The sequence below is a fragment of the Mesorhizobium ciceri biovar biserrulae genome, assembly GCF_001618845.1.
Lineage (GTDB): Bacteria > Pseudomonadota > Alphaproteobacteria > Rhizobiales > Rhizobiaceae > Mesorhizobium > Mesorhizobium ciceri.
This window is the reverse complement of sequence record NZ_CP015064.1, coordinates 1,697,861-1,722,918: the sequence shown is the minus strand read 5'-3', so window position 1 is coordinate 1,722,918 and position 25,058 is coordinate 1,697,861. Positions and strand designations below refer to the sequence as shown.

Below are 25,058 nucleotides of genomic sequence, written 5' to 3'. Positions count from 1 at the left end.
TCAGACCTGGCCGGCCATGCTGAGAGCACGGTCACCTTCCGAAAAGCCCTGCCCTTCAGCCCAGTTCCTGGCCAGCGTGCGCAGGCCTGTGAGCGCGACATCCAGAACATCCGACGAGGCGGGGTTCGAGGGATAGGCGAGGTAGATCGGCCGCTGGAACACCGGCGTATTGTCGATGCGCCGCATCTCGCCGCGCTCGATATGACCGCTGACGGCGCTGAGCGGCAGATAGGCGGCGGCCTGCTGTGACAGCACGTGCTGCAGCCCGATGAAGACCAGTCCGGCCGATATGGCGGGCTTGACCATGCCGGCAAAGGCGCGGTCGTGCTCGATGCGGAACTCCAGCCCCCAATCCATCAGAATGTAGTTTTCGGTCCACGGCCTGGTCTGCGCGGCATGCTGGACAAGCACGACCTGATCGACCGCCAGCGTTTCGTAGACGATGCCGGGATGCGGCCGCGGCAGGTAGAGGATGCAGATGTCGAGCAGGCCTTCCGCCAGCTGGTCGATCGCCGAGTCCGGGAAGCTGCCCTCCAGCCGCAGCGCCACGTTCGGCCGCCTGGCGCGCATCCACTCGACCCATGGCGAGGTGATGCGGTCCCACAGATAGGCAGGCGCGGTCAGCCGCAGCAAGGTCTCGTAGCCATCGGGAACGGCGATGTCCTGCCGCGATTGCTCCCAGGTGCGGGTGATGGAAGAGGCATGTGGCAGGAACTGCCGCCCGGCCGGCGTCAGCGTGACGCCATCGCGGTCGCGCACGAAAAGCCGGCGGCCCAACTGCTCCTCCAGCCCCCTGATCCGTGCGCTGACGGTGGACTGCGCGAGGTTGAGCCGGCTGGCCGCAACGGTGAAGCTGCCATGGGTGGCGACTTCGAGAAAGCTGCGCAGATTTTCAGTGTCCATGCCCACCTCTGCATCGAAAATTTCGATGACCCCTATCAAAAAATATCGCTTTCCGGCGGCAGTCAACAATGAACTAGATGGCCGAACCCCAAGACAAGCGAGGAATCCAGCCATGCCCAAGCATTTCCGGATGATCGACAACGCTCGCAGAACGCTCACTGCAATCGAAAATTCCGCTGTCGACGAATTGCTGGCCGGCAGGATGGACCGCCGCGACTTCCTGCGCCATGGCAGCGTGCTTGGTCTCTCACTGCCGTTCCTGGGCAGCCTTGTCGCGGCCGCCGGCCTCGGCACGCAGCAAGCACGCGCGGAGGGCAAGCCGGGCGGCACGGTGCGCGCCGGCGTGGCGACGCCGGGCGGCGCCATCGATCCCGTCACCTATTATGACAGCGGCAGCTACCAGCTGGTTTTCCAGACCGCCGAATTTCTCTGCATCACGCAGCCGGACCTCACCTTGAAGCCGGTGCTGGCGGAGAGCTGGGCGCCGAACGAGGACGGCAGCGTCTGGACGTTCAAGCTGCGCAAGGGCGTGAAATTCCACAATGGCGAGGATTTCAAGGCCGACGACGTCGTCGCGACCTTCGACCGGCTGGCCGACCCCAACGGCGCTTCTAATGCACTTTCCGTGTTCAAGGGGCTGCTGTCGAAAGGCGGCACCCGGAAGGTCGACGACCACACCGTCGCCTTCCATCTCGATGCGCCGAATGGCAGCTTTCCCTATTCGGTGTCGATCGACAATTACAACGCCGTCATCCTGCCGGCGAGCTACAAGGGCGACTACGAAAAGACGTTCGAAGGAACCGGGCCATTCCGGCTGGAGACCTACACGCCAAAGGTCGGCGCGACCTTCATCCGCAATACCGACTATTGGGGCGAGAAGGCGCTGCCTGACCGGCTCGAATTCAAATTCTACGGCGACGTGCAACCGCGCATCCTGGCGCTGCAGGCCGGCGAGGTCGACATCCTCGACGCCGTTCCGCTCGATGTAAGCCAGGTGGTGCTGAACAGTCCTGATATCACGGTGCTGCGTGTCGCTTCGACCGCGCACCGGCAGCTTCACATGCGCTGCGACACCGGCCCCTTCACCGACAAGCGCGTGCGCCAGGCGCTGGCGCTGTGCATCGACCGCTCCAAGCTGGTCGACGGGCTGTGCCGCGGCATGGCGGCGACCGGCAATGACAGCCCCTTCGCACCCGCTTTCCCCGCAACCGACAAGACGGTGCCGCAGCGCGTCCAGGATATCGCCAAGGCCAAGCAGTTGCTGGAGGCGGCGGGCCTTGCCAGTGGTTTCGACATCACGCTAACGACGCTGCGCTATTCCGACATTCCCGGCTACGCGCAATTGTTCCAGAATTTCGCCAAGGAAATCGGTGCCCGCATCTCGCTCAACATCGAAGACCAGGACAAATATTACGGCAAGGCGGTGTTCGGCCAGTCGGACTGGCTGGACAGCCCACTTGGCATCACCGACTACGCCCATCGCAGCGTGCCGAACGTCTTCCTGAAGAGCCCGCTGGTCAGCGACGGTCCGTGGAATGCGGCGCATTTCAAGAGCCCGGCCTATGACGGCATGGTCACCAGCTATCTCAAGGCGCTCGATGTCGGCGCGCAACGCGCTGCCGCCTCCGACATCCAGAAACTGCTGCTCGACGAGACGCCTGTCATCTTCAGCTATTTCCCCGATCTGCTGGTGCCGGTGCGCAAGAATGTCAGCGGCTTGCCGCCGATCGCCGCCGGCCTGCTGCTCGATCGCGTGTCCCTGAGCTGATCGTGCCTCAACGCCCGATGACAAAAGAAACAAAACGGGAGACTACCATTCGCAAGCCTCATCTGCGCGGCCGCGGGCCGCATTTTCCGCTGCTCGACAGCATCGTGCAGTACGACTTCGAGCCGGGCTACATAGCCTTCACCATGCCGACGCAGAAGCGCCTGCGCGTGCAGGTGGGGTCAATGACCGTGGCCGATACGACCAACGCCTTGGTGTTCTACGAATCCGATCATCTGCCGGTCTACTATTTTCCGATCGGCGACGTTCGCGAGGAGTTCCTGCTGCCGAGCAAGACCACGACAGAGGACCCATTCAAGGGCACAGCCACCCACTATTCGCTCAACACCGGCATCACGCTGGTCGAGGACGCGGCCTGGCGCTATCTCGATCCGGTCAAGGGCTGTCCGCCGATATCGGACTACATGTCTTTCACCTGGAGCAAGATGGGACACTGGTTCGAGGAGGACGAGGAAATCTTCGTCCACGCCCGCGATCCGTTCCGCCGCGTCGACTGCCTGCCGTCGTCGCGGCGCGTGCAGGTCATCCTCGATGGTGAGCAGGTCGCCGATTCACGCCGCGGCGTGTTCCTGTTCGAGACCGGCCATCCGGTGCGCCACTATCTGCCGATCGCCGACACGCGGCTCGATATGTTCGCGCCCAGCCGCTACATCTCGCGCTGTCCTTACAAGGGCATCTCCAACTACTATCACGTGACGACCAAGGCCAAGCGCCACGAGAACCTGGTCTGGTATTATCCTGAGCCGGTGCACGAGGCGGAGCGCATCAAGGGGCTGGTCTGTTTCCACCACGAGCTGGTCGACAAGATCCTGGTCGATGGCGTCGAAATCCCGAAGGAAGCCACGGCCGCGTCGAGCGGTTATTTCTAGGCATCGACGCCGCTTGCGCGCGGGCGCTTGATCGAAGCACGGGTCAGCGCATACCCTCCCTGGGACAGGGAGGACACTCGATGGATCTTTTCAAGCTGGATGGCGATGTCGCGCTGGTCACCGGCGCCGGCAGCGGCATCGGCCAGGCCATCGCGATCGGGCTGGCCGAGGCAGGCGCCGACATCGCCTGTTTTGGTCATGCGTCGAAAGGTGGGCTGGATGAAACGGCGCACCGGATCACGGCACTCGGCCGCAAGGCGCTGGTGCTGAACGGTACAGTGACATCGCAGAGCGATCTGGCGGCGGCGATCGATCGAGTCGAGAGCGAACTCGGTGCGCTGACCGTTGCGGTCAACAATGCCGGCATTGCCGGCTCCGAACCCGCCGAGACGATGCCGCTGGAGACGTGGCAGAAGGTGCACGAGGTCAATGTCGCCGGCGTGTTCCTGTCCTGTCAGGCCGAAGCGCGCAAGATGCTGGTGCGAGGCAAGGGCTCGATCATCAACATCGCCTCGATGTCGGGCACCATCGTCAACCGGGGCCTGACGCAGGCGCACTACAACTCTTCGAAGGCCGCCGTCATCCACATGTCCAGGAGTCTCGCCATGGAGTGGGCCGATCGCGGCCTGCGCGTCAATGTCGTCAGCCCGGGCTACACACTGACGCCGATGAACAAGCGGCCTGAGGTGGCCGAAGAGGTGAAGATCTTCAAGCGCGACACGCCGATGGGGCGGATGGCGGCGCCGGAGGAAATGGTCGGACCGACGGTGTTCCTGGCCAGCCGCGCAGCGAGCTTCGTCACCGGCCTCGACCTGATTGTCGATGGCGGCTACGTCTGCTGGTAGAGGTTCAACTTCGCCTGCAGTCTGAATTTATACGCCTCGCGCGGTGTTAGTCGTTGCGCGACATGAACCTTGATATATATAATTTCATCCCATGAAACTGGCTTGGCGAGATGGCGCTTGCCGGGTCGACAGCCGAGAACATGAGACCTTGATGGCTCGCACCTTGCAAGGCGCCGCAAGACTGGCAATCGATCCGCAGATGACCGCCCCCGCAGCGATCCGTCGGCAACCATGACGCCGACACTGCAGTCCTGTTCCATCATCACTAGAATTGAGCACCATCTTGCCTGCGCCGGCCAAAGCCGGGGCAACAATCTGGCGCCGACGGCCTTGCGCAAAGACCAGCCTTTCCAACACAATCAAGAAAAGCCGCAAGAAGGGAACGAACGATAATTTTCACAGCTTGAAGGAGAACAAGCATGTCACTTCGCAGTGTGATTTCGAACTTAACAATGGGAACCTTCGCACTCGCCGCGGCGAGTGCACTGACACCTTCCGCCCAAGCCGCCGCACCAGAATCCAACGATCCGATCAAGATCGCGCTGTTCGACTGGACCAGCGTCAATCTGAACGCCAAGATCCTTGGCGGTATCCTGGAAAAGCTCGGCTATACCGTCGAGTATCCCACGGCCGACTACCTCTCCAGCCTGACCACGGGCCTCACCAATGGCGATCTCGATGTCGGCCTGGAGTTCTGGGACACGACCGCCGGCGAAGCCATGAAGGCTTCCGATGCGACCGGCCAGACCGAACGGCTGGGCAAGCTCGGACCCAAGGCCAAGGAAGAGTGGTGGTTTCCGGAATACATGAAGGAGAAATGCCCGGGCCTGCCCAATTGGGAAGCGCTAAAGGACCCGAAATGCGCCGAAGCCTTCTCGACGGCGGAGACCGCACCGAAGGGACGCTATCTCGGCGGCCCGGTGACCTGGGAAGGCTTTGACGACGAGCGCGTCGAGGCGCTGAAACTGCCCTTCACCGTCATCCATGCCGGCACCGACGCGGCGATGTTCGCCGAGCTCGATTCCGCCTATCAGCGCAAGGCGCCGATCATGCTGTGGATCTATTCGCCGCATTGGGCGCCGGCCAAGTACAAGGGCGAGTGGGTTGAATTCCCGGAATACACGCCCGAGTGCTACAACGACCCGAAATGGGGCGTGAACCCCGACGCCAAATATGACTGCGGCAAGCCGCATGGCGAGATCTGGAAATACTCCTGGTCCGGCATGAAGGACAAATGGCCGGTCGCCTACAAGGTGGCCAAGGCCTACACGATTGACACCGATGAGCTCAACAAGATGAGCGGCGAGATCGATCTCGGCGGCAAGACACCGGAAGACGTCGCAGCTGCCTGGATCGCCGCCCACGAGGCCGACTGGAAAGCCTGGGCGCAGTGATCGTTCCGACTGGAAAAATGAGACCCGGCTGCTGACCAGCCGGGCCTCACTTGTTGATATTCCAGAGGGACGTTCGAATGACGGACAGGACTGAACAGGAGCCAAACACGGCGGGCGCGCCAAAAGACGCCCGTCCGGTAAAGCTTGCCTGCCGCAATGTCTGGAAATTGTTCGGATCGAACGCGGCCAATTTCATCCGTGAACGTGACGGCAAGGCCAGCATGGCCGACGTCACGGCTGCCGGGCTGGTCGGCGCGGTGCGCGCCGTCGACCTTGAAATCCGCCAGGGCGAGATTTTCATCATCATGGGCCTGTCGGGCTCCGGCAAGTCGACGCTGGTGCGCTGCATGTCGAGGCTGGTCGAGCCGACCCACGGCAAGGTCGAATTCGAGGGCAATGACCTGCTGAAAATCTCCGATGCAGCACTCATCGAATTGCGACGACACCGCATGGGCATGGTGTTCCAAAATTTTGCGCTGTTGCCGCATCTCAACGTGCTGGAGAACATCGCCTTCCCACTCAGCATCCAGGGGCAGGACCGGGCGACACGCGAAGCAAGGGCGCGCGAGGTCATCGAGCTTGTCGGCTTAAGGGGTCGCGAGCATTTCTATCCGCGCGAACTGTCCGGCGGCCAGCAGCAGCGTGTCGGCATCGCCCGCAGCCTGGCGACAAAACCGGAAATCTGGTTCCTCGACGAGCCGTTCTCGGCGCTCGATCCGCTGATCCGCCGCGAGATGCAGGACGAGCTGATGCGGTTGCAGATGATGCTGCACAAGACCATCGTCTTCATCACCCATGATTTCGACGAGGCCATCCGGCTGGCCGACCGCATCGCCATCATGAAGGATGGCGAGGTCATCCAGATCGGCACGCCGGAGGAACTGGTGGTCAATCCGGCGACCGACTACGTCGCCGAGTTCACCCGCGACGTCGACCGCGCCAAGGTGATCTCGGCACGCAGCCTCATGCGCGCCTGCGACGGCTCGGAGCACGGCGGAACGGTGGCGCCGGAGGCCAAGATATCCAGCTTTTCCGCCAGCATCGTTGCCGCCAACAAGCCGTTCGCGGTCGTCAACGGCAGCGGCAAGCCGATCGGCGAGGTGACGCCGCAAGCGGTGATCGATCTGCTGGCCGGCATTGAGCGTTCCGGAGCCGGCACATGACGGTGACGGCAAGCGCCGGCGAAACACGGTCGCGCCCGGTTCAGGTCTGGCTGCTCGTCTGGGCGGTGGCACTCGCGGCCGCGCTTGTCGTGTTCCTGTTGCAAGACCACCTGCCCTGGGCGGTCAATTATCCGGCCAGCGCCGTCGTGCCGGTCGCCGATTGGATCAGCGCGCTGATGCGCTGGATCAAGTCGAACCTGTCGTGGCTCACCCGCTCGATCACCGCTGTGCTCGGCGTTCCGCTCGATTTCGCGCTCAATCTGCTGGCCAAGAATTTCAAGATCGGTCACGGCGCGGACGCCTATGTCCTGCCGCGGCTGTCCTGGGTCGGCGTCTGTGCTGCCGCCTTCATCGCCGGGCATGCAGCCGGCGGCAGAAAGCTCGGCCTGCTGGTCGGCGGCTGCTTTCTCTATATCGCGCTGTTCGGCCAATGGACCAGCGCCATGCTGACGCTTGGGCTGATCTCCATCGCCGTGCCGTTCTGCATCGTCACCGGGCTGTTCGCCGGCATTTGGGCGTGGCGCAAGCCGTGGGCCGAAAGGCTCATCGTCTCCCCTGCCCTTGACCTGATGCAGACGATCCCGACCTTCGCCTATCTCATCCCAATGCTGCTGCTGTTCGGCAACAGCCCGGTCTCGGCGATGATCGCAACCGCCATCTTCGCCACCCCGCCGATGGTGCGAGCAACGATGCTCGGCCTGTCGCGGGTGCCGTCGGAGATCGACGATTTCAGCGAAATGGCCGGCTGCACGGCGCAGCAGAAACTGTGGCGGGTGCTGCTGCCGTCGGCGCGGCCGACATTGATGGTCGGCGTCAACCAGGTCATCATGCTGGCGCTGAACATGGTGATCATCGCTTCGATGATCGGTGCCGGCGGCCTCGGCTACGACGTGCTCCTGGCGCTACGCGCGCTGAAGGTCGGCGAGGCGATGGAAGCCGGCCTTGCCATTGTGGCACTCGCCATCGCACTCGACCGGCTGAGCCAGGCCATCGCGCACAGCCAAGCAAAGGGCCATGTCCATCAGGAGGTAAGCCCGAGCCTCTGGCGGCGCTACCCCAACCTGACGCTGGCCATCGCCATCCTTGTCGTGACAACACTGTCCGGCCTGTTCGTGCCGGCCTTGGCAGTGGTGCCGAAAGCGATCACTTTCACCACGGCGCCGCTGTGGAAGGCGGCGGTGAACTGGGTGACCATCAATTTCTTCGACACGATCGAAGCGTTTCGCGTGGCGCTCATCCTCAATCTGCTGAACCCGCTGCGCGCCTTTTGCGAGGGCTTTCCGTGGCTCGGCGCCGTCTTCCTGCTCGGCCTTGCCGGCTATCAACTCTCCGGCCTGCGTCTCGCCGTCCTCGTCGCCGCGCTGACCGCCTTCTGCGCCATCACCGGCCTGTGGGAAAAGACCATGGCGACGGTCTATCTCTGCGGTATTTCGGCCTTCATCGCCTGCCTGATCGGCATCCCGATCGGGCTGATGGCTTCGCGCAGCGACCGGTTCGAGAAAATCGTCACGCCGGTCATCGATACGCTGCAGGTGCTGCCATCCTTCTGCTTCATCATCCCGGTGGTGATGCTGTTTCGGGTCGGCGACGTCACCGCCATGATCGCGACGATCGCCTTCGCCGTGGTGCCGGCGATCCGCTACACCAATCACGGCATCAGGCAGGTGCCGCCGGCGCTGATCGAGGCGGCCAAGGTTTCGGGCTGCACGCCGCGCCAGACCTTCTTTCGCGTGCAACTGCCGCTGGCGCTGCCGGAGATCATGCTGGGCGTCAACCAGACGATCCTGATGGCGCTGGCAATGATCATCATCTGCGCCATGGTCGGCACCCGCGATCTCGGCCAGGAAGTGTTCATCGCACTGTCCAAAGCCGATTCCGGCCGCGGCATCGTCGCCGGTCTCGCCATCGCCTTCATCGGCATCGTCGCCGACCGGCTGTTCAGCGCCTGGACGGCGAAGGCGCGCGCAAGGCTGGGTTAGGATTAGCCGCCCCGACACAGGAGAGAATGATGACTGGCCGGATCGCTCACTGCACCTGCGGCCAATTGCAGATCCGCTGCCCGCAAGAGCCGGCCAAGGTCTCGCTTTGCCATTGCCTGGACTGTCAGCGGCGGACCGGCAGTCCGTTCGGGATCGCCGCTTTCTTCGATGCCGCCGAGACCGAGATCAGCGGCTCATTCCAGACATTCCAACGCGATTCCGACAGCGGCTTTCCCGTCACCTTCCATTTCTGCGGAACGTGCGGCTCAACGGTCTTCTGGTATCCGTCACGAAAACCGGCGGCGGTAGCCGTCGCAGTCGGCTGCTTCGGAGACCCGGCATTTCCGGCGCCGACGCAGTCTGTCTATGGCGAGAGTCGCCACGGTTGGGTCGAGGCGCCGGCCTGACGGCGCCCACTCGTTATTCCGCCGCAACGCCCTTCACCTCAAGATAGCTCTCCATCGAATCATCGAGCGCCTGCAGCCACGGCGTATGATGCAGCGGCGCCATGGTGCCGGTCATCAGCGAGCGGTAGGCGTGGTCGCGGAAGCTCATAATGTCTTCGCCCTTGTGGTGTTCCCATTCCATGAAGGTCTGGTTGACCGCCTCGACGTCGAAACCGGGATAATCGGTCTGGTCCATCAATTCCTTGGTGTAGTCGCCCTGGAACCAGATCATCTGCTCGGCGTCTTCCAGCGTTTCCTCACGCGCGCGCCACTTCGCGCCGTGAGCGGCCATCGCCTCGGCCGAGGGCAGCTTGATGCGGCCCATGATGACGTCGCGGGCAAACCAGGCCTGCGCGTCGAACATATTGAAGGTGTAGAACTGATCCTGCATGCCGATATAGGAAAGCTGTGGGTTCTTCTCCCAGACGACGCCTTCATAGAGATCGAGCGGCCACATGCGGTTGGCTGTCTTGAGCTTCAGATCGTCGGTCAGGAAGGGGAAGGAATGCAGGTACCCGGTGCACAGGATGATGGCGTCGACATCCTTGGTCGTGCCATCCTTGAAATGCGCGGTTTTGCCGACGACCTTCTGCAGCAGCGGCACCTCTTTCCAATTCTCCGGCCATTTGAAACCCATCGGCTTCGAGCGGTAGCTGGAGGTGATGGATTTGGCGCCGTATTTGTAGCATTGCGAGCCGATGTCCTCGGCCGAATAGGAGCGGCCGATGATCAGGATATCCTTGCCCTTGAATTCCATCGCGTCGCGGAAATCATGGCTGTGCAGGATGCGGCCATTGAAGGTGGAGAAACCCTCGAAATAGGGCACGTTGGGTACCGAGAAATGCCCGGAGGCGACGACGACATTGTCGAACTCTTCGGAATAAGTGACGTCGTTGGTTCGGTCATGCGCGGTGACGGTGAATTTCTTCGTCTCGTCCGAAAACGTCACCATGCGCACCGGGCTGTTGAAGCGCACCCATTTGCGCAGGCCTGATTTCTCGACGCGCCCCTTGATGTAGTCCCACAGCACGGCGCGCGGCGGATAGGAGCCGATCGGCCGGCCGAAGTGCTCCTCGAAAGTATAGTCGGCGAATTCCAGGCATTCCTTTGGTCCGTTCGACCAGAGATAGCGATACATGGAACCGTGCACCGGATCGCCATGCTCGTCGAGACCGGTGCGCCAGGTGTAGTTCCACAGGCCGCCCCAGTCCGACTGCTTTTCGAAGCAGACGATCTCGGGAATGTCGGCGCCCTTGTCGGCCGCCGATTTGAAGGCCCTGAGCTGTGCCAGGCCGGATGGGCCGGCTCCGATGACGGCAACGCGACTTTTCATGGCAGGCCTCCCGATCTGGTTTCGACTTTTGCCTTGACGCAACTCCCAAGGGGAAAGCGCTATGCGCTTTCCCGGAATTGCTCTTACGAAACAAATTTCACTCACAGGGACAGTAATTGGCCCTTTCGTGCTGTCAACAGCCCGGTGCGGAAACAACGTTCCGCCGATGTGGATTTCCCGCAAAAAACCGGACGCGGCCAAACGCCGGATCGTGCGCATGCGCTTTCAGGCGACTTGCCGTCGCAGTTGCGCTGCTGTATCGGCACCTGACATGTTCACCTAGAGTGAAATAAATCCGCAGGAGTGCCGGGGGCGACATGGCGAAGAAGGTTTCCGATTCCAAGGCTGGTCCAGCCGGTGCAAAGGCCAAGCCGCAGCCAAAGGTCTCGGCCGACGGGAAAACCATCCGCGCGCCGCTGACGCAGAACCCGCATGCCATTCGCGACACGCGCGAAAAGGTGCTGGAGGTGGCGATCGGCCGCGAGGTGCGCGCCTTCCGCAAGAAGCTCGGCATCACCGTCGCCGATCTGGCGGTCGCCACCGACATTTCGCTGGGCATGCTGTCGAAGATCGAGAATGGCATCACCTCGCCGTCACTGACCACCTTGCAGGCGCTGTCGCGGGCGCTCGGCGTCCCGGTGACAGCCTTCTTCCGCCGCTTCGAGGAAGAGCGCAGCGCCGTTTTCGTCAAGGCCGGCCAAGGCCTCGATGTCGAGCGCCGCGGCACGCGCGCCGGTCACCAGTACAATCTGCTCGGCCATATCGGCTCCAACACCAGCGGCGTCGTCGTCGAGCCCTATTTGATCACGCTGACCGAGGATTCCGACGTGTTTCCGACCTTCCAGCATGAGGGCATGGAATTCCTCTATATGCTCGAGGGCGAGGTCGTTTACCGGCACGGCAGCAATCTCTACCCGATGAAGCCCGGCGACAGCCTGTTCTTCGACGCCGACGCGCCGCACGGGCCGGAACAGCTGACGAAACTGCCGATGCGGTATTTGTCGATTATCTGCTATCCGCAGAGCGCGGGTTGAGCGGGACTCGATCTCCCCCCACGAGGGGGAGATCGGCAGCTTCGCGGGCGTCGCTCAATCCGGCCCGAACCCAGGGCTCGTCGGGCTGCCGTCGTCGAGCTTCGACAGCCACTCGACCAACGTTGACCTATATCGGGTCAGGCCCTTGTAGTTGGCGAGTTCGTCGGGAAGGTCGCGGATGACACGGTGCAGGCGCCGGGCCCATTTTGGTTGCGTCACCAGCTCATCCATCTTGATCAGATAGCAGCGGATCGGAAAGACGATGCCATTCGAGCGCGGCAGGCGCCAAAAACTCTGCAGCTCGACGCGCAGATGCACTTTGTCGCCGACATTCTCCGGCGTCACCGTAGCCCGGTCCGGACCCCATTTGTGATAGTTTTCGGGGCTGGTGTCGAGGCGCGGATTGATGGTCATCGTCCAGTTCAGGCGCCTGGCCGGCTTGCCTTGCTGGATGTTGGTGAGGAATTTCAGCGCCCTGACAAAAATCCCCTTCTCATGCGCCAGCGGCACCGGCGCGTGCCATTCGAAAAAGTTCATGCCGATGTCGAAATCGAGCGACCAGTCGGCTTGGGTGGTGACCATGCCGGCATCCATCCACAGATTGCCGTCGCGCTGGTCGAGGATGCAGAAGTCGCCCTGGCTCTGGCGGGTGATGTACTCCATCGGGCCGTAAGGCAGCGTCGAGGTGTCGCCGAAGGTGAAGGTGTCGTCGATGCCGAGCGGCCGGTTGATCCAGCGCCAGCGGTCGCCGTCGCGGGTCAGTGTGAAATGTTCGGGATAGCCCAGCGCCTGCTGCTCCATCAGCAGTTCCAGCAGGTCCCAGCCGGCCAGCGTCATGTGCGGCAGCGACTGGCAGCGCAGCGGGTCCTCGGCCAGCACCAGCGCCCGGTCCTGCATCTCGGCGACATAGTGCTCGTCGACGTCGATCAGGTTTTCCAGCACGCTGCCTTTCGGCCCGACGACATGCGGCTCGATGTTGACCGCATACATGTAGGCGTCTTCGTGGAAAGGGAACGGGAAGCGCCTGATGTGCTCAGGGCTGTTCCTGAAGGTGAAGTCGTCGCGGAACGTTTCCTTGCGAAAGGTGATGCCCATGATTTCCTCCTAGCGCTCCAGGACCAGCGACCGGCCCTCGAAGCGCGACACGCACGGCATGATCTTCTTGCCCGAACGGTGCTCTTCCTCGCTCAGCCAGTGGTCGTTGTGGATGAACTTGCCGTCGCAAGAGATGACATTGGTTTCGCACTGGCCGCAGACGCCGCCGCGGCAGAGATAGGGCGGATCGACGCCGGCCGCCTCGATCGCTTCCAAGAGGCTCTGCTGCTCATCGACGCGGATCGTCTTGCCGCTGACGGCAAGCGTCACGTCGAAAGGCAGGCCAGGCTGGGGGGCCGCGAAATGCTCGAAATGCACGGTTTCCGATGGCCAACCGAGGCTTGCCGCGCGATCACGCACCCAGTTGATCATGCCGGCCGGGCCGCAGACATAGAGATGCGTGCCGAGCGGCTGCGTCGACAGCAGCCGGTCGAGTTCGATGCGCTCGTCAAGGTCGTCATGATAGAGCCTGACCCGTCGGTCGTAGCGCTCGCGCAGCACATCGGCGTAGGTGCCGAGCGATGCGGTGCGGCAGGTGTAGTGCAGTTCGAAATTGCCGCCTTCCGCCGCAAGCTGAGCGGTCTGCGCCATGAACGGCGTGATGCCGATGCCGCCGGCCAGCATCAGATGCTTTTTGGCGCGCAGGTCGAGCGAGAACAGATTGACGGGATAGCTGACCACCATCTCCATGCCGGGCTTGACGTTCCGGTGCATGAACAGCGAGCCGCCGCGGCCGACATCGTCGCGGCGCACCGAGATCGTGTATTCGCGCGTGTCGAGCGGCGAGCCCATCAGCGAATAGGGGTTGAGCCTGGTGCGTTCACCGTCGCGCATCTCGACCACGATATGGGCGCCGCCGGAAAAGGTCGGCAGCAACTCGCCGTCGCGCCGGCGGAAATGGAAGCGGGTGACGAGGTCGTTGACCGGGACGACGTCGCTGACCACGACATCGAGTTTTGTGGTTCCGGTGCTCATCGGAAAACCTCCTCCATCGGAGGAATCTCGCTGCGATCCTCGGCGTTGATGCAGACGCCCTGGAACGCCGCGATGCGCCTGGAATAATGATCGCGCACCAGAAGCAGCAGGCCGCAATGCGCGCAGGTCGCCGGCTGCGTCGTCACATTCTCGGTGATGCCCTTGCAGTGGACGCATTGCATGCGCCGCGCCAGCGAACCGCGGTGCTCGGTCTGGATCGAAGTGTGGTCGATGCCGGCTTCAAGCGCCACCTGCATGGCCTGGCCGATCAGGCCCTCAGTGCCGGCGAGATAGAGGCGCAGGCCCATATGCGCATTTGTCAGTGTCTGCCTAAGCCGTGGCAGCAGGCTGGCGAAGGATGGCGACAGATGAAACTGCGCCGGTCTCAGCGCTTCGAGGGCTGCGGTGTGTTTGCCGTCAGGCCCGGGAATGAAGACGATTTCGGCGTCGTCGAAAAACCCGGGCGGCGCCCTCCCGGCCATCTCCGCTATCGCCAGCGCCCCTTCCGCATCCGCGATAAAAAGATGATGCTTGCCGGGCTGCGGAGACAAGGTTCCGTAAACAGGCCGGCTGATGATGCTTTTGGCTGCCATTTAAGTCTTCGTGCCTTCGAGCGCTTCACCGTTTCATAGAAACGGCGGACCGCTCTATCTCTTTGCTTTGACGCAATTCCGGACGGAAAACCGTTTCACACTTTTCCTGGAATTGCTCGAACCCCTCGCCGTCGACTATGCCTCAACCTTTCGCCGTGCGCTTGGTCTTCTTGGGATCGTCGAATGGCAATGGCTGGGCGGTGGCCTTGATGGCGCCGCTCCTGTTGCGGATTTCGAGCTTGGTGTCCTTGACCGCGCAGTCGACGTCGAGGCGGGCGATGCCCATCGATTTCTCGACCAGCGGCGAATACATGGCGCAGGTCACCACGCCCACCTTCTTGCCGTCGCGATAGACCGGCGCACCCTCATCGGCCGGCTCCTTGCCGTCGAGCAGAACGCCGTAGATCTTGAAGCGCTCCTTACCCTTGAGGCGATAATGCTCTTCGGCGCCGCGAAAGCCGGTCTTTCCGGGGCTGACGGTGAAGTCGAGGCCGAGTTCCCACAGCGTGTCGCCGGGTCCTTCATTGTCGAACGGGTATTTCTGCGAATTGTCGTAGGGGTAGAACAGCAAGTAGCTTTCCACCCGCAGCATGTCGAGGGTGGTGAAGCGGCACGGAATGATGCCGGCGCTCTTGCCCTCGTCGAGGATCCTGTCCCAGATCGTGCCGGCATCCTGGCCGCGGCAGAAGATCTCGTAGCCGCGCTCGCCGGTGTAGCCGGTGCGCGAGATCATGACGGGCAAACCGAACAGTTGCGTCTGCATATGATGGAAATAGTTGAGGTCGCGAATACCCGGCACGCGCTTGGCCAGATAATCGACTGATGTCGGACCCTGCAGCGAAAGATCGTGCAGATTGTCGTCGAAGCGCAGCGACACGTCGCGGCCCATAGCCGCCCGCTGCAATTCTTCATGGCCGGTGCCCGAACCATGCACGACCATCCAGGCATTGGGGCCGGTGCGGTAGAGGATGCAATCGTCGGTGAATTTTCCCGCCTCGTTCAGCATGCAGGCATAGGCCGACTTGCCGGGGTAGATCTTTTCGACGTCGCGCGTCGTCGCCAGGTCGATCAGGTGTGAAGCATGCGGCCCGGTGATGTGCACCTTCTTGAGGCCGGAGACATCCATCAGGCCAGCCTTGGTGCGGATGGCGATGTACTCCTCGTCGGCATCCTTGTCGTAGGTCCAGGCGGTTCCCATGCCGCTCCAGTCTTCGAGCTTCGAACCGAGCGCTCGGTGGCGATCCGCCAGGGTCGAAAATCTCCAGGATGCCGTCATCCGCTCGTCCTCCGTTTCGATAAAGCTCTGCTGTTCCCTGCCCCCTGCGCAGTGGCGGGAGCTTTGACCGAATATTGATCGCAAACGCCAGGACGCCGCAATACCCATAAGCAATTAATTTCATTGTCAGGCAAAATCCGCCGCGCAAAGCAAACAGTTAACCTCACGTAAATCGCGCTTGACAATTGCGGGATTCGGACTGAATTTATGAAAAAAATTTCACTCTCTTGAAAGAGGGCAGCGGCCGGCCAATTCGGGGTCGAGCGTTGGAAAAAGGGGAAAACCGATGTCAGACATGCAGCAGCGCATCGAAGCGCTGTACCGCTCCGACGTGCGCGGATCCGCGCTCCTGATCGTCTGCCTTTGGGCGACGATCCTCTTTGTCCTGCTCATGACATGGCCCTACATCCCGCACAGCGGCATCAAGGCCGTGGTCGCGATCGCCGCCGCCGCCGTGCTGATCTTCAACACGGCCGCCATCCTGGCGATGGTCAAGCACTACAAGGAAGACAAGGAATTCATCTACGGGCTCGACATCAAGAACGCCGACGCATTCCGCAACCGCAAGTCCTGAGGGGTAGAAGAAATGTCCCGCTACACGCCGCCGGAGCAGAGCAAGGCCGGGCAGGTTTTCGACATCGCTGTCGTCGTCGTCGCCATTTTCGTGGCGCTGTGGCTGCCGCTGAAACTGGGCCTCGCCGGTGCGGCGAAATCCATCGACGCGCTCGACGCCAAGACGTGGGAAGCGCTCGGCCAGAACCCGACCATGGCCTCGATCTGGGAAAAGCTCGGCTACACGCCCGAGACCGCGCACGACATCATCCAGAACCGCTTCCATTATGTCATCGACTGGCCGACGCTGATCATAATGGCTGCGGTGCTGATAGGCTATTTCGTCTTCCTGTTTCGCGCATCCGACCGCGAATATCGCGACGTCATCAACGAAAAATTCGACGATCAAGTAAGAGTTCTGAGGACGATTTAATTCGGGGACACGATCATGTGGGTGGCACTCTCTTACGCATGCTGGGGCATCTCGATCGTGCTCGCTTTGTGGATGCTTTACGACTGGTTCAAGGTCGACACGACCTTCTCCGAAGAGGTGCTGACCTCGTCGCGCGAAGGCGAACTGGAAGCCACTTCCGAAAAACACCGGATCTGAGTGAGGATTGAACAATGACGATCGCACTTGAACCGGCTGCCCCGGCTGTCCAAGGGGACAGAGTTTCACTCCTGCGCGTGCTCGGACCGGCCCATGTCTGGGCGCTCGGCGTCGGCATCGTCCTGGTCGGCGAATTCACCGGCTGGAATTTCTCGGCGGACAAGGGTGGCGCGCTGGCCGCGCTGATCGTCTGCTGGGTCGTCGGATTGCTCTACACCTCGGTCGCGATGATCGATTCCGAGGTGACATCGACCGTGGCCGCCGCTGGCGGCCAGTATGCGCAGGCAAAGCACATCGTCGGACCGCTGATGGCGTTCAACGTCGCGCTGTTCCTGGTCTTTGCCTACACGATGCTCGAAGTGTCCGACGCCATCCTGCTCGGCGACACCATCGTCGCCAAGGCCGGCGTCGAAGGGCTCACCCACAATTCCTTCATCGCCGCGACCATCGTCGTGCTGGCGTGGCTGAACTATCGCGGCGTGCTGATGACGCTCAACGTCAACTTCGTCATCACCGCGATCGCCTATATCTCGATCGTCATCCTGTTCTTTTCGGTCAGCCCGTGGACGCAAGGCGCGGTGCTGAAGCTGAACGAACTGGTCACCCCAGGCAATGCGCTTCCCTATGGCTGGATCGGCGTCATCGCCGCCTTCCAGTTCGGCATATGGTACTATCTCGGCATCGAAGGCACCACACAGGCCGCCGAGGAAGTGCGCTCCCCGGCCCGCTCGCTGCCTTACGGCACCATGGCCGGCATGATCACGCTTTTGATCGCAGCCGCCATGACCTGGTATGTCTGCGCCTCGCTGATGCCCTGGGAATATCTCGGCATCACCTACTATCCACTGTGGGACGCCGGCAAGCTGACCGGCAGCCCGCTGCTCGAGAACCTGTTGTTCGTCGCCACGCTGCTGGCGGCGCTGGCGTCGGCCAATGGCTGCATCAACGATGCGGCGCGCGCTTGGTTCTCGCTCGGCCGTGACCGCTATCTGCCGACATGGTTCTCGGCCGTGCATCCGAAATATCGCACGCCCTATCGGTCGATCCTGTTCCTGCTGCCGATCGCGCTGGCCTTCGCCTTCATCGCCGACCTCAACCAGGCGATCACCTTTTCGATCCTGTCGGGGGTGCTGCAATACACGTTCATGAGCATCAACATCATCATGTTCCGCAAGAAGTGGCCGTTGGGCTCGATCCGCCGAGGCTACACCCACCCCTTCCATCCGATCCCGGCCATGGTGCTGTTCTGCCTGTGCGTGGTGACCTTCTTCGCAATCTTCCTCGGCTTCGGCTCGCAGCTGATCGCCATGGTCGCCTTCTACTTCCTGATCTCGCTGTGGTTCCACTTCTACCGTTACAAATTCGTGCGGCGCGGCGACCAGTTCACCATGCCGTGGCCAAAGCCGCAGGGTTATTGATGGGAGTAGGCCCGTCCGGATCCCAGGCGGGCCTGGCATGAGAAAATGTCCGAGCTGACATCAGCACTGCTGGCCGGGGCCATTGTCCTGGTTGTCGTTCTCCACCTTGCCTGGCAAGCGCGTGCCAGCCGCAGCAGGGCATCGATGGCGCTCGCCGTCGAGCAGGACCGCATCCGCACAATCATCGCCGATGCTGCCAATGTTTCGGATGGCACCGCCGGCGTCATCACCTGGGAAGGATCCTGGAACAGCAAACGTGTCCAGGTGCGCACCATCGTCGATACGCTGGCGACGCGCAAACTGCCGGCGCGCTGGCTCAGTGTTTCGATCACCGAAGAGGTCGCGGTACCAGCCACCTTCGACATGATGATGCGGCCGGGCTCGCCGACGACCTTTTCCAATTTCGATCATCTCGAGCATACGCTGCCCAAGGCTCCGGGATTCCCCGCCGAGTCGGTGCTGCGCACCGACCGCAGGGCGGCGCGCTTTCCGCAAGGCCTTATCGCCAGCCATATCGAGATCTTTTCCGAAGGGCGCGCCAAGGAACTGCTGATCACGCCCAAGGGTATACGCATCGTCTGGCTTCTGGCCGAAGCCGAGCGGGCGCGCTATGGCGTTTTCCGGCAGGCCGAATTCGGCGACGCCGCACTCGATCCCGCGCTGATCGAAAGGCTGCTGATGTCGGTGTCGGCGCTTCGCAACGCGATCAACAAAAGCGAACGGCAGGCCGCATGACCAGTTCCGCCACTGCACCCACCAATCCCTATCTGGTTCTCGGCGCCGCAATCGTGCTGCCGGGAAGCGGGCACGTCATTCTGGGCGTGCCGGTGCGCGGCCTTCAATTCCTTTTCTTCATGGTGATCCTGGCATGGGTGACGGCCAAGATCGCGCCGCCCGATGCCAGCTTCGTCGGCCGTCACGCCGGCGGCTTCCTGATCTATGCTTTGTCGATCCTGGACGCCTACAAGCTCGCCCGCATCCGCACCGCCAAATGGGTTCACAACGCCCGGCAAGGCAACGATAGTGGGCAGAGCGGCATTGAGACGCATAGGTAACTAGAGGAATATTTTTTTCATACGATTGAATTTGCGAACCTCATTCGATACATCATTTCAGAGTTGCAAACGATCTCTTAGCTACAAAACGTCGGGAGGCTGACATGTGTGGAATTGTCGGACTGTTCTTGAAGGACAAGTCGCTGGAACCCCAGCTTGGCGCGATGCTGTCGCAGATGCTGATTTCGCTCAGCGATCGCGGTCCCGATAGCGCCGGCATCGCCATCTATGGCGCGCCGTCCAAGAATGAGGCCAAGATCACCATCCAGTCGGCCAAGCCCGACCGCGATTTCCGCGGCCTCGAGGCGGAGCTCGCCAAGGCCATCGGCACGCCGGTGACGATCTCGGTGAAATCCACCCATGCAGTCGTCAGGACCACGCCTGCCAAGATCGATGAAGCGCGCGAAACCATCCAGGCGCTGCGCCCCGACATCCGCATCATGGGCGCCGGCGACGTGGTCGAGATCTACAAGGAAGTCGGCCTGCCCGAGGCTGTCGTCGATCGCTTCGATGTCCGCAAGATGACCGGCACACATGGCATCGGCCACACCCGCATGGCGACGGAGTCGGCGGTGACGACGATGGGCGCGCATCCGTTCTCGACCGGCGCCGACCAGTGCCTGGTGCACAATGGCTCGCTGTCGAACCACAACAATGTCCGCCGCGAACTGATCCGCGAAGGCATGACCTTCGAAACCGAGAACGACACCGAAGTCGCTGCCGCCTATCTCTCGTCACAGATGGCGCATGGCAAGAATCTCGGCGAGGCGCTGGAAGGCACGCTCTCCGACCTCGACGGCTTCTTCACCTTCGTCGTCGGCACCAAGAACGGCTTTGGCGTGGTGCGCGATCCGATTGCCTGCAAGCCAGCCGTGATGGCCGAAACCGACCAATATGTCGCCTTCGGCTCGGAATATCGCGCGCTGACCAAACTGCCCGGCATAGACAATGCGAGGGTCTGGGAACCCGAGCCCGCAACCGTCTATTTCTGGGAGCATTGAGTTCATGCCGGCAACCACGCTTTCAAAAACCGCGGCACACGACCCTCGGGTCTTCGATCTCGACCAGTTGTCGCTGCGCGAACTCAACCAGGCGCTGCACAATCTGGCTCCCGGCTCGAACGAAACGGCATGGGAAGTGCTGAACCCGAAAGGCAGCCATTCGGTGGCCGTTGGCGTCGACCAGCCTGTTGCCATCGATGTGCGCGGCAGCGTCGGCTATTACTGCGGCGGCATGAATTCCGGCAGCACCATTACCGTGCATGGCTCGGCAGGGCCTGGAGTCGGCGAGAACATGATGTCGGGCTCGATCACCATCAAAGGCGACGCCAGCCAGTATGCCGGCGCCACCGGCAAGGGCGGCCTGCTGGTCATCGAAGGCAACGCCTCATCGCGCTGCGGCATTTCGATGAAGGGCATCGATATCGTCGTGCATGGAAATATCGGCCATATGTCGGCCTTCATGGCGCAGTCAGGCAATCTGGTGGTGTTGGGCGATGCCGGAGATGCGCTCGGCGATTCCATCTACGAGGCGCGGCTCTTCGTGCGCGGCAAGGTCGACAGCCTCGGCGCCGACTGCATCGCCAAGGAAATGCGGACCGAGCATCTGGAATTGCTGCAGGGCCTGCTCGACCGCGCCGGCGTCACCGGCGTCAAGCCGTCGGAGTTCAAGCGCTACGGCTCGGCGCGTACCCTCTATAATTTCAATATCGACAACGCCGACGCGTATTGAGGCAGCATGACCTACAGGAACCCGCCGACGACGCCGCGCAAATCCGCGACCTTCGACGACTACACGCTTTCCGAGATCCGCCGTGCCGCGGCGACCGGCATCTATGACATCCGTGGCGCCGGCGCCAAGCGCAAGCTGCCGCATTTCGACGACCTACTGTTCCTCGGCGCCTCGATCTCGCGTTACCCGCTCGAAGGCTATCGCGAGCGCTGCGACACATCGGTCGTGCTCGGCTCTCGCCATGCCAAGAAGCCGATCGAGTTGAAGATTCCGATCACCATTGCCGGCATGAGCTTCGGCTCGCTGTCGGGTCCGGCCAAGGAAGCGCTCGGACGCGGCGCTACCCTGTCGGGCACCTCGACCACGACGGGCGACGGCGGCATGACCGAGGAGGAGCGCGGCCATTCCAAGCAACTGGTCTATCAATATCTGCCGTCGCGCTACGGCATGAACCTGCGCGATCTGCGCCGCGCCGATGCGATCGAGGTCGTCGTCGGGCAGGGTGCCAAGCCGGGCGGCGGCGGCATGCTGCTTGGCCAGAAGATTTCGGATCGTGTCGCCGAAATGCGCACGCTGCCGAAAGGCATCGACCAGCGCTCGGCCTCACGCCATCCCGACTGGACCGGACCCGACGATCTCGAGATCAAGATCCTCGAATTGCGCGAAATCACCGACTGGGAAAAACCGATCTACGTCAAGGTCGGCGGCGCGCGCCCCTATTATGACACGGCGCTTGCCGTGAAGGCCGGCGCCGATGTCGTTGTCGTCGACGGCATGCAGGGCGGCACCGCCGCCACCCAGGAAGTGTTCATCGAAAATGTCGGCCAGCCGACGCTTGCCTGCATCAGGCCGGCCGTGCAGGCGCTGCAGGACCTCGGCATGCACCGCAAGGTGCAGTTGATCGTCTCCGGCGGCATTCGCAACGGCGCCGATGTCGCCAAGGCGCTGGCGCTCGGCGTCGACGCGGTCTCGATCGGCACGGCGGCCCTTGTCGCGCTCGGCGACAACGATCCGCGCTGGGAGGCGGAGTACAACGAGCTTGGCACCACGGCCGGCGCCTATGACGATTGGCACGAGGGGCGCGACCCCGCCGGCATCACCACGCAGGATCCGGAACTGATGAAGCGGGTCGATCCGGTGGCTGCCGGGCGCCGGCTGGCGAACTACCTCAAGGTGATGACCCTTGAGGCTCAAACGATCGCCCGCGCGTGCGGCAAGAACAGCCTGCACAATCTCGAACCCGAGGACCTGGTCGCGCTGACGATCGAGGCAGCCGCCATGGCCGGCGTGCCGCTGGCCGGCACCAACTGGATACCGGGGAAGAACGGCTTCTGATCAACGAAGGGCCGATTCCCGCATACTCGGGAACAACAATCGATAAAATGGGGAACTACCGTGGCAACTGATCTTGCTGAATTCGCAAGGGCGAAAAACGTCAAATATTTCATGATTTCCTACACTGACCTGTTCAGTGGCCAGCGTGCCAAGCTGGTGCCGGCGCAGGCGATATCAGACATGCAGAAGGACGGCGCCGGCTTTGCCGGTTTCGCCACATGGCTGGACCTGACGCCGGCGCATCCCGACATGCTTGCGGTGCCGGATCCGGATTCGGTGATCCAGCTGCCGTGGAAGCCTGAGGTCGCCTGGGTCGCGGCCAACTGCATCATGGACGACAAGGAGGTCGACCAGGCGCCGCGCAACACACTGAAGCGGCTGATCGCGGAAGCCGCCAGCGACGGCATGCATGTCAAGACCGGCGTCGAGGCCGAGTTCTTCCTGATCTCGCCTGACGGCAAGACGATCTCCGACGAATACGACACGGCCTCAAAACCCTGCTACGACCAGCAAGCGGTGATGCGGCGCTACGACGTCATCGCCGAGATCTGCGACCACATGCTGGCGCTCGGCTGGGGCGCCTATCAGAACGACCATGAGGACGCCAACGGCCAGTTCGAGATGAACTGGGCCTTCGACGACGCGCTGGCCACCGCCGACAAGCACTCGTTCTTCAAATTCATGGTCAAGTCGATCGCGGAAAAGCATGGCCTGCGCGCGACCTTCATGCCGAAGCCCTTCCAGGGCCTGACCGGCAATGGCTGCCATGCGCATATCTCGGTCTGGGACAAGGCCGGCAAGACCAACGTCTTCGCCGACAATTCGATGGAGCTCGGCCTGTCGGCCAAGGGCAGGAATTTCCTCGGCGGCATCATGAAACATGCCTCCGCACTGGCCGCGATCACCAACCCGACGGTGAATTCCTACAAGCGCATCAACGCGCCGCGCACCATTTCGGGCGCGACCTGGGCACCGAACACGGTGACCTGGACCGGCAACAACCGCACCCACATGGTGCGGGTGCCCGGCCCCGGCCGCTTCGAGCTGCGGCTGCCGGATGGCGCCGCCAATCCCTATCTCCTGCAAGCGGTCATCATCGCCGCCGGCCTCGACGGCATTCGCTCGAAGGCCGATCCTGGCAAGCGCTACGACATCGACATGTACCAGCATGGCCATACGGTAAAGGGCGCGCCAAAACTGCCGCTCAACCTGCTTGACGCCTTGCGCGAGTTCGACAAGGACAAATCGCTCAAGGCGGCGCTGGGTGAGGAATTCTCGTCGGCCTACCTAAAGCTGAAGCACCAGGAATGGAATTCCTATGCTTCGCACTTCACGCAATGGGAGCGCGACCACACGCTGGATATTTGACCACCAGCGCGACGCGAGCGACCTCGGAATGAACTGATGAAATATTCGATCTTCTCGCTCGCTCGTGCCGCCCTGTCCGGCCACAAGAACTGGCAGCGCACCTGGCGCGACGCCACGCCGAAGGATCGCTACGACGTGGTGATCATCGGCGGCGGCGGGCACGGGCTGGCCACCGCCTGGTTCCTCGCCAGCGAGTACGGCATCAAGAATGTCGCCGTGCTCGAAAAAGGCTGGATCGGCTCCGGCAATGCCGGCCGCAACACCACCATCATCCGCTCCAATTACGGTCTGCCCGGCAACACCGGCTTCTACGAATTGTCGATGAAGCTGTGGGAGCGGATGGAGCAGGACCTCAACTACAATGCGATGGTCAGCCAGCGCGGCGTCATCAACCTCTACCATTCCGATGCGCAGCGCGACGCCTATGCGCGGCGCGGCAACACTATGCGCATCAACGGCATCGACGCCGAACTGCTCGACCTCGCTGCCGTCAGGAAGATGATCCCGTTCCTGAACTTCGACAATGCGCGCTTTCCCGTGCAAGGCGGGCTGTTGCAGCGGCGCGGCGGCACGGCGCGGCACGATGCGGTGGTCTGGGGCTATGCGCATGCGGCGAGCGAACTCGGCGTCGACATCATCCAGAATTGCGAAGTCACCGGTTTTGTCAGGGACGCCAATGGCAAGGTGACCGGCGTCGAGACGTCGCGCGGCAAGATCGGCGCCGGAAAGGTTGGCATGGCGGTCGCCGGCTCCTCGTCGCGCGTCGCAGCAATGGCCGGTCTGCGCCTGCCGATCGAGAGCCACGTGCTGCAGGCCTTCGTCTCCGAGGCGATCAAGCCGCTCATCCCGGGCGTCATGACCTTCGGCGCCGGCCATTTCTACGTCAGCCAGTCCGACAAGGGCGGCCTCGTCTTCGGCGGCGATATAGACGGCTACAATTCCTACGCCCAGCGCGGCAACATGCCTGTGATGGAAGACGTCTGCGAGGGCGGCATGGCGCTGATGCCGATGATCGGCCGCGTGCGCCTGCTGCGCCAGTGGGGCGGCATCATGGACATGTCGATGGATGGTTCACCGATCATCGACAAGACGCCCGTCGACGGGCTCTATCTCAACGCGGGCTGGTGCTATGGCGGCTTCAAGGCGACGCCAGGGTCCGGTTTTGTCTTTGCGCACCTCCTGGCTCGCGACGAGTCGCATGAAGAAGCGGCACGGTTCCGCCTAGACCGGTTCCGAACTGGCGCCATGATCGACGAAAAGGGCCAGGGCGCCCAACCGAACCTGCATTGAAGGCGGTT

At 62.4% G+C, this 25,058-nt stretch carries 25 protein-coding genes; 19 read left to right on the top strand and 6 right to left on the bottom strand.

Annotated features, from left to right (window positions below; all coding sequences use genetic code 11):
- Positions 1-903 carry a LysR family transcriptional regulator gene (locus A4R29_RS07615; RefSeq protein ID WP_063173615.1) on the bottom strand — a complete coding sequence of 301 codons (903 nt, stop codon included), beginning with the start codon at positions 901-903 and terminating at the stop codon, positions 1-3.
- Between the two features lie 112 nt (positions 904-1,015).
- On the opposite strand from A4R29_RS07615, the gene A4R29_RS07610 reads away from it, so the two are divergent.
- The 7 genes from A4R29_RS07610 (at position 1,016) to A4R29_RS07580 (ending at position 9,346) form a co-directional block, all read left to right on the top strand.
- Positions 1,016-2,671: an ABC transporter substrate-binding protein gene (locus A4R29_RS07610; RefSeq protein WP_027163831.1), complete on the top strand. Its 1,656-nt coding sequence runs from the start codon at positions 1,016-1,018 to the stop codon at positions 2,669-2,671.
- Between the two features lie 17 nt (positions 2,672-2,688).
- On the top strand, positions 2,689-3,558 hold the full coding sequence (locus A4R29_RS07605) for a DUF427 domain-containing protein (protein WP_063167625.1): 870 nt from the start codon (positions 2,689-2,691) through the stop codon (positions 3,556-3,558).
- An 80-nt stretch (positions 3,559-3,638) separates the two neighbouring features.
- A complete protein-coding gene (locus tag A4R29_RS07600; protein WP_013532887.1) occupies positions 3,639-4,403 on the top strand; it encodes an SDR family oxidoreductase in 765 nt (254 codons plus the stop codon).
- Positions 4,404-4,822: 419 nt separating this feature from the next.
- Positions 4,823-5,797, top strand: coding sequence for an ABC transporter substrate-binding protein (locus tag A4R29_RS07595; protein ID WP_027163833.1), 975 nt, complete (start codon positions 4,823-4,825; stop codon positions 5,795-5,797).
- A 77-nt stretch (positions 5,798-5,874) separates the two neighbouring features.
- Positions 5,875-6,960 carry a quaternary amine ABC transporter ATP-binding protein gene (locus tag A4R29_RS07590; protein WP_013532889.1) on the top strand — a complete coding sequence of 362 codons (1,086 nt, stop codon included), beginning with the start codon at positions 5,875-5,877 and terminating at the stop codon, positions 6,958-6,960.
- Complete coding sequence (locus A4R29_RS07585; RefSeq protein WP_027163834.1) at positions 6,957-8,939, top strand: ABC transporter permease; 1,983 nt, start codon at positions 6,957-6,959, stop codon at positions 8,937-8,939. Before A4R29_RS07590 ends, A4R29_RS07585 begins: the two co-directional genes overlap by 4 nt.
- Positions 8,940-8,968: 29 nt before the next feature.
- Positions 8,969-9,346 (top strand): GFA family protein, encoded by a 378-nt coding sequence (locus A4R29_RS07580; protein WP_013532891.1) that lies wholly within the window; start codon positions 8,969-8,971, stop codon positions 9,344-9,346.
- A gap of 13 nt (positions 9,347-9,359) precedes the next feature.
- Here the strand turns inward: A4R29_RS07580 and A4R29_RS07575 are convergent, their stop codons facing one another.
- Positions 9,360-10,718 (bottom strand): NAD(P)-binding domain-containing protein, encoded by a 1,359-nt coding sequence (locus tag A4R29_RS07575; RefSeq protein WP_013532892.1) that lies wholly within the window; start codon positions 10,716-10,718, stop codon positions 9,360-9,362.
- A 317-nt stretch (positions 10,719-11,035) separates the two neighbouring features.
- Here A4R29_RS07575 and A4R29_RS07570 point away from each other — a divergent pair, with 317 nt between their 5' ends.
- Positions 11,036-11,752, top strand: a complete 717-nt coding sequence (locus A4R29_RS07570; RefSeq protein ID WP_013532893.1) for a helix-turn-helix domain-containing protein — start codon at positions 11,036-11,038, stop codon at positions 11,750-11,752.
- A gap of 54 nt (positions 11,753-11,806) precedes the next feature.
- On the opposite strand, the gene A4R29_RS07565 is transcribed toward A4R29_RS07570, so the two are convergent.
- The 4 genes from A4R29_RS07565 to A4R29_RS07550 all read right to left on the bottom strand — a co-directional run bounded on the left by A4R29_RS07565 (position 11,807) and on the right by A4R29_RS07550 (position 15,691).
- Complete coding sequence (locus A4R29_RS07565) at positions 11,807-12,847, bottom strand: heme-dependent oxidative N-demethylase family protein (protein ID WP_024502597.1); 1,041 nt, start codon at positions 12,845-12,847, stop codon at positions 11,807-11,809.
- Between the two features lie 9 nt (positions 12,848-12,856).
- Positions 12,857-13,822, bottom strand: a complete 966-nt coding sequence (locus A4R29_RS07560) for a PDR/VanB family oxidoreductase (protein WP_027163837.1) — start codon at positions 13,820-13,822, stop codon at positions 12,857-12,859.
- Positions 13,819-14,415: a dimethylamine monooxygenase subunit DmmA family protein gene (locus A4R29_RS07555; RefSeq protein ID WP_063171623.1), complete on the bottom strand. Its 597-nt coding sequence runs from the start codon at positions 14,413-14,415 to the stop codon at positions 13,819-13,821. The genes A4R29_RS07560 and A4R29_RS07555 overlap by 4 nt, the downstream gene beginning before the upstream one ends.
- Before the next feature lie 142 nt (positions 14,416-14,557).
- Complete coding sequence (locus tag A4R29_RS07550) at positions 14,558-15,691, bottom strand: aminomethyl transferase family protein (protein ID WP_063171622.1); 1,134 nt, start codon at positions 15,689-15,691, stop codon at positions 14,558-14,560.
- A gap of 286 nt (positions 15,692-15,977) precedes the next feature.
- Here A4R29_RS07550 and A4R29_RS07545 point away from each other — a divergent pair, with 286 nt between their 5' ends.
- From A4R29_RS07545 to A4R29_RS07500, 11 genes are all read left to right on the top strand, one after another.
- Positions 15,978-16,265 carry a hypothetical protein gene (locus tag A4R29_RS07545; protein WP_013532898.1) on the top strand — a complete coding sequence of 96 codons (288 nt, stop codon included), beginning with the start codon at positions 15,978-15,980 and terminating at the stop codon, positions 16,263-16,265.
- A gap of 12 nt (positions 16,266-16,277) precedes the next feature.
- Positions 16,278-16,676 carry a hypothetical protein gene (locus A4R29_RS07540; protein WP_063171621.1) on the top strand — a complete coding sequence of 133 codons (399 nt, stop codon included), beginning with the start codon at positions 16,278-16,280 and terminating at the stop codon, positions 16,674-16,676.
- Positions 16,677-16,691: 15 nt separating this feature from the next.
- Entirely contained in the window at positions 16,692-16,853 is a 162-nt protein-coding gene (locus A4R29_RS32870; protein WP_013532900.1) for a hypothetical protein, read from the top strand.
- Between the two features lie 14 nt (positions 16,854-16,867).
- Entirely contained in the window at positions 16,868-18,271 is a 1,404-nt protein-coding gene (locus tag A4R29_RS07535; RefSeq protein WP_024502594.1) for an APC family permease, read from the top strand.
- Between the two features lie 45 nt (positions 18,272-18,316).
- Positions 18,317-19,006, top strand: a complete 690-nt coding sequence (locus tag A4R29_RS07530; protein ID WP_063171620.1) for a hypothetical protein — start codon at positions 18,317-18,319, stop codon at positions 19,004-19,006.
- Positions 19,003-19,326, top strand: a complete 324-nt coding sequence (locus tag A4R29_RS07525; protein ID WP_013532903.1) for a hypothetical protein — start codon at positions 19,003-19,005, stop codon at positions 19,324-19,326. The genes A4R29_RS07530 and A4R29_RS07525 overlap by 4 nt, the downstream gene beginning before the upstream one ends.
- Positions 19,327-19,430: 104 nt before the next feature.
- The gene (locus tag A4R29_RS07520; RefSeq protein ID WP_063171619.1) at positions 19,431-20,327 is read left to right on the top strand and encodes a class II glutamine amidotransferase; all 897 of its coding nucleotides are present in this window, start codon (positions 19,431-19,433) and stop codon (positions 20,325-20,327) included.
- A 4-nt stretch (positions 20,328-20,331) separates the two neighbouring features.
- The gene (locus A4R29_RS07515; protein WP_013532905.1) at positions 20,332-21,057 is read left to right on the top strand and encodes a GltB/FmdC/FwdC-like GXGXG domain-containing protein; all 726 of its coding nucleotides are present in this window, start codon (positions 20,332-20,334) and stop codon (positions 21,055-21,057) included.
- A gap of 6 nt (positions 21,058-21,063) precedes the next feature.
- Positions 21,064-22,392, top strand: coding sequence for an FMN-binding glutamate synthase family protein (locus tag A4R29_RS07510; protein ID WP_010914750.1), 1,329 nt, complete (start codon positions 21,064-21,066; stop codon positions 22,390-22,392).
- A gap of 60 nt (positions 22,393-22,452) precedes the next feature.
- Positions 22,453-23,760: a type III glutamate--ammonia ligase gene (gene glnT, locus A4R29_RS07505; protein ID WP_024502590.1), complete on the top strand. Its 1,308-nt coding sequence runs from the start codon at positions 22,453-22,455 to the stop codon at positions 23,758-23,760.
- 36 nt (positions 23,761-23,796) lie between these two features.
- Positions 23,797-25,050, top strand: coding sequence for a sarcosine oxidase subunit beta family protein (locus A4R29_RS07500; protein ID WP_013532907.1), 1,254 nt, complete (start codon positions 23,797-23,799; stop codon positions 25,048-25,050).
- Positions 25,051-25,058 lie beyond the last annotated feature (8 nt).

Bases quoted from the DNA above. Each gene is read 5' to 3' on its own strand.
- A4R29_RS07615 (WP_063173615.1), bottom strand. From the start codon at position 903: ATGGACACTGAAAATCTGCGCAGCTTTCTCGAAGTCGCCACCCATGGC.
- A4R29_RS07610 (WP_027163831.1), top strand. From the start codon at position 1,016: ATGCCCAAGCATTTCCGGATGATCGACAACGCTCGCAGAACGCTCACT.
- A4R29_RS07605 (WP_063167625.1), top strand. From the start codon at position 2,689: ATGACAAAAGAAACAAAACGGGAGACTACCATTCGCAAGCCTCATCTG.
- A4R29_RS07600 (WP_013532887.1), top strand. From the start codon at position 3,639: ATGGATCTTTTCAAGCTGGATGGCGATGTCGCGCTGGTCACCGGCGCC.
- A4R29_RS07595 (WP_027163833.1), top strand. From the start codon at position 4,823: ATGTCACTTCGCAGTGTGATTTCGAACTTAACAATGGGAACCTTCGCA.
- A4R29_RS07590 (WP_013532889.1), top strand. From the start codon at position 5,875: ATGACGGACAGGACTGAACAGGAGCCAAACACGGCGGGCGCGCCAAAA.
- A4R29_RS07585 (WP_027163834.1), top strand. From the start codon at position 6,957: ATGACGGTGACGGCAAGCGCCGGCGAAACACGGTCGCGCCCGGTTCAG.
- A4R29_RS07580 (WP_013532891.1), top strand. From the start codon at position 8,969: ATGACTGGCCGGATCGCTCACTGCACCTGCGGCCAATTGCAGATCCGC.
- A4R29_RS07575 (WP_013532892.1), bottom strand. From the start codon at position 10,718: ATGAAAAGTCGCGTTGCCGTCATCGGAGCCGGCCCATCCGGCCTGGCA.
- A4R29_RS07570 (WP_013532893.1), top strand. From the start codon at position 11,036: ATGGCGAAGAAGGTTTCCGATTCCAAGGCTGGTCCAGCCGGTGCAAAG.
- A4R29_RS07565 (WP_024502597.1), bottom strand. From the start codon at position 12,847: ATGGGCATCACCTTTCGCAAGGAAACGTTCCGCGACGACTTCACCTTC.
- A4R29_RS07560 (WP_027163837.1), bottom strand. From the start codon at position 13,822: ATGAGCACCGGAACCACAAAACTCGATGTCGTGGTCAGCGACGTCGTC.
- A4R29_RS07555 (WP_063171623.1), bottom strand. From the start codon at position 14,415: ATGGCAGCCAAAAGCATCATCAGCCGGCCTGTTTACGGAACCTTGTCT.
- A4R29_RS07550 (WP_063171622.1), bottom strand. From the start codon at position 15,691: ATGACGGCATCCTGGAGATTTTCGACCCTGGCGGATCGCCACCGAGCG.
- A4R29_RS07545 (WP_013532898.1), top strand. From the start codon at position 15,978: ATGTCAGACATGCAGCAGCGCATCGAAGCGCTGTACCGCTCCGACGTG.
- A4R29_RS07540 (WP_063171621.1), top strand. From the start codon at position 16,278: ATGTCCCGCTACACGCCGCCGGAGCAGAGCAAGGCCGGGCAGGTTTTC.
- A4R29_RS32870 (WP_013532900.1), top strand. From the start codon at position 16,692: ATGTGGGTGGCACTCTCTTACGCATGCTGGGGCATCTCGATCGTGCTC.
- A4R29_RS07535 (WP_024502594.1), top strand. From the start codon at position 16,868: ATGACGATCGCACTTGAACCGGCTGCCCCGGCTGTCCAAGGGGACAGA.
- A4R29_RS07530 (WP_063171620.1), top strand. From the start codon at position 18,317: ATGTCCGAGCTGACATCAGCACTGCTGGCCGGGGCCATTGTCCTGGTT.
- A4R29_RS07525 (WP_013532903.1), top strand. From the start codon at position 19,003: ATGACCAGTTCCGCCACTGCACCCACCAATCCCTATCTGGTTCTCGGC.
- A4R29_RS07520 (WP_063171619.1), top strand. From the start codon at position 19,431: ATGTGTGGAATTGTCGGACTGTTCTTGAAGGACAAGTCGCTGGAACCC.
- A4R29_RS07515 (WP_013532905.1), top strand. From the start codon at position 20,332: ATGCCGGCAACCACGCTTTCAAAAACCGCGGCACACGACCCTCGGGTC.
- A4R29_RS07510 (WP_010914750.1), top strand. From the start codon at position 21,064: ATGACCTACAGGAACCCGCCGACGACGCCGCGCAAATCCGCGACCTTC.
- A4R29_RS07500 (WP_013532907.1), top strand. From the start codon at position 23,797: ATGAAATATTCGATCTTCTCGCTCGCTCGTGCCGCCCTGTCCGGCCAC.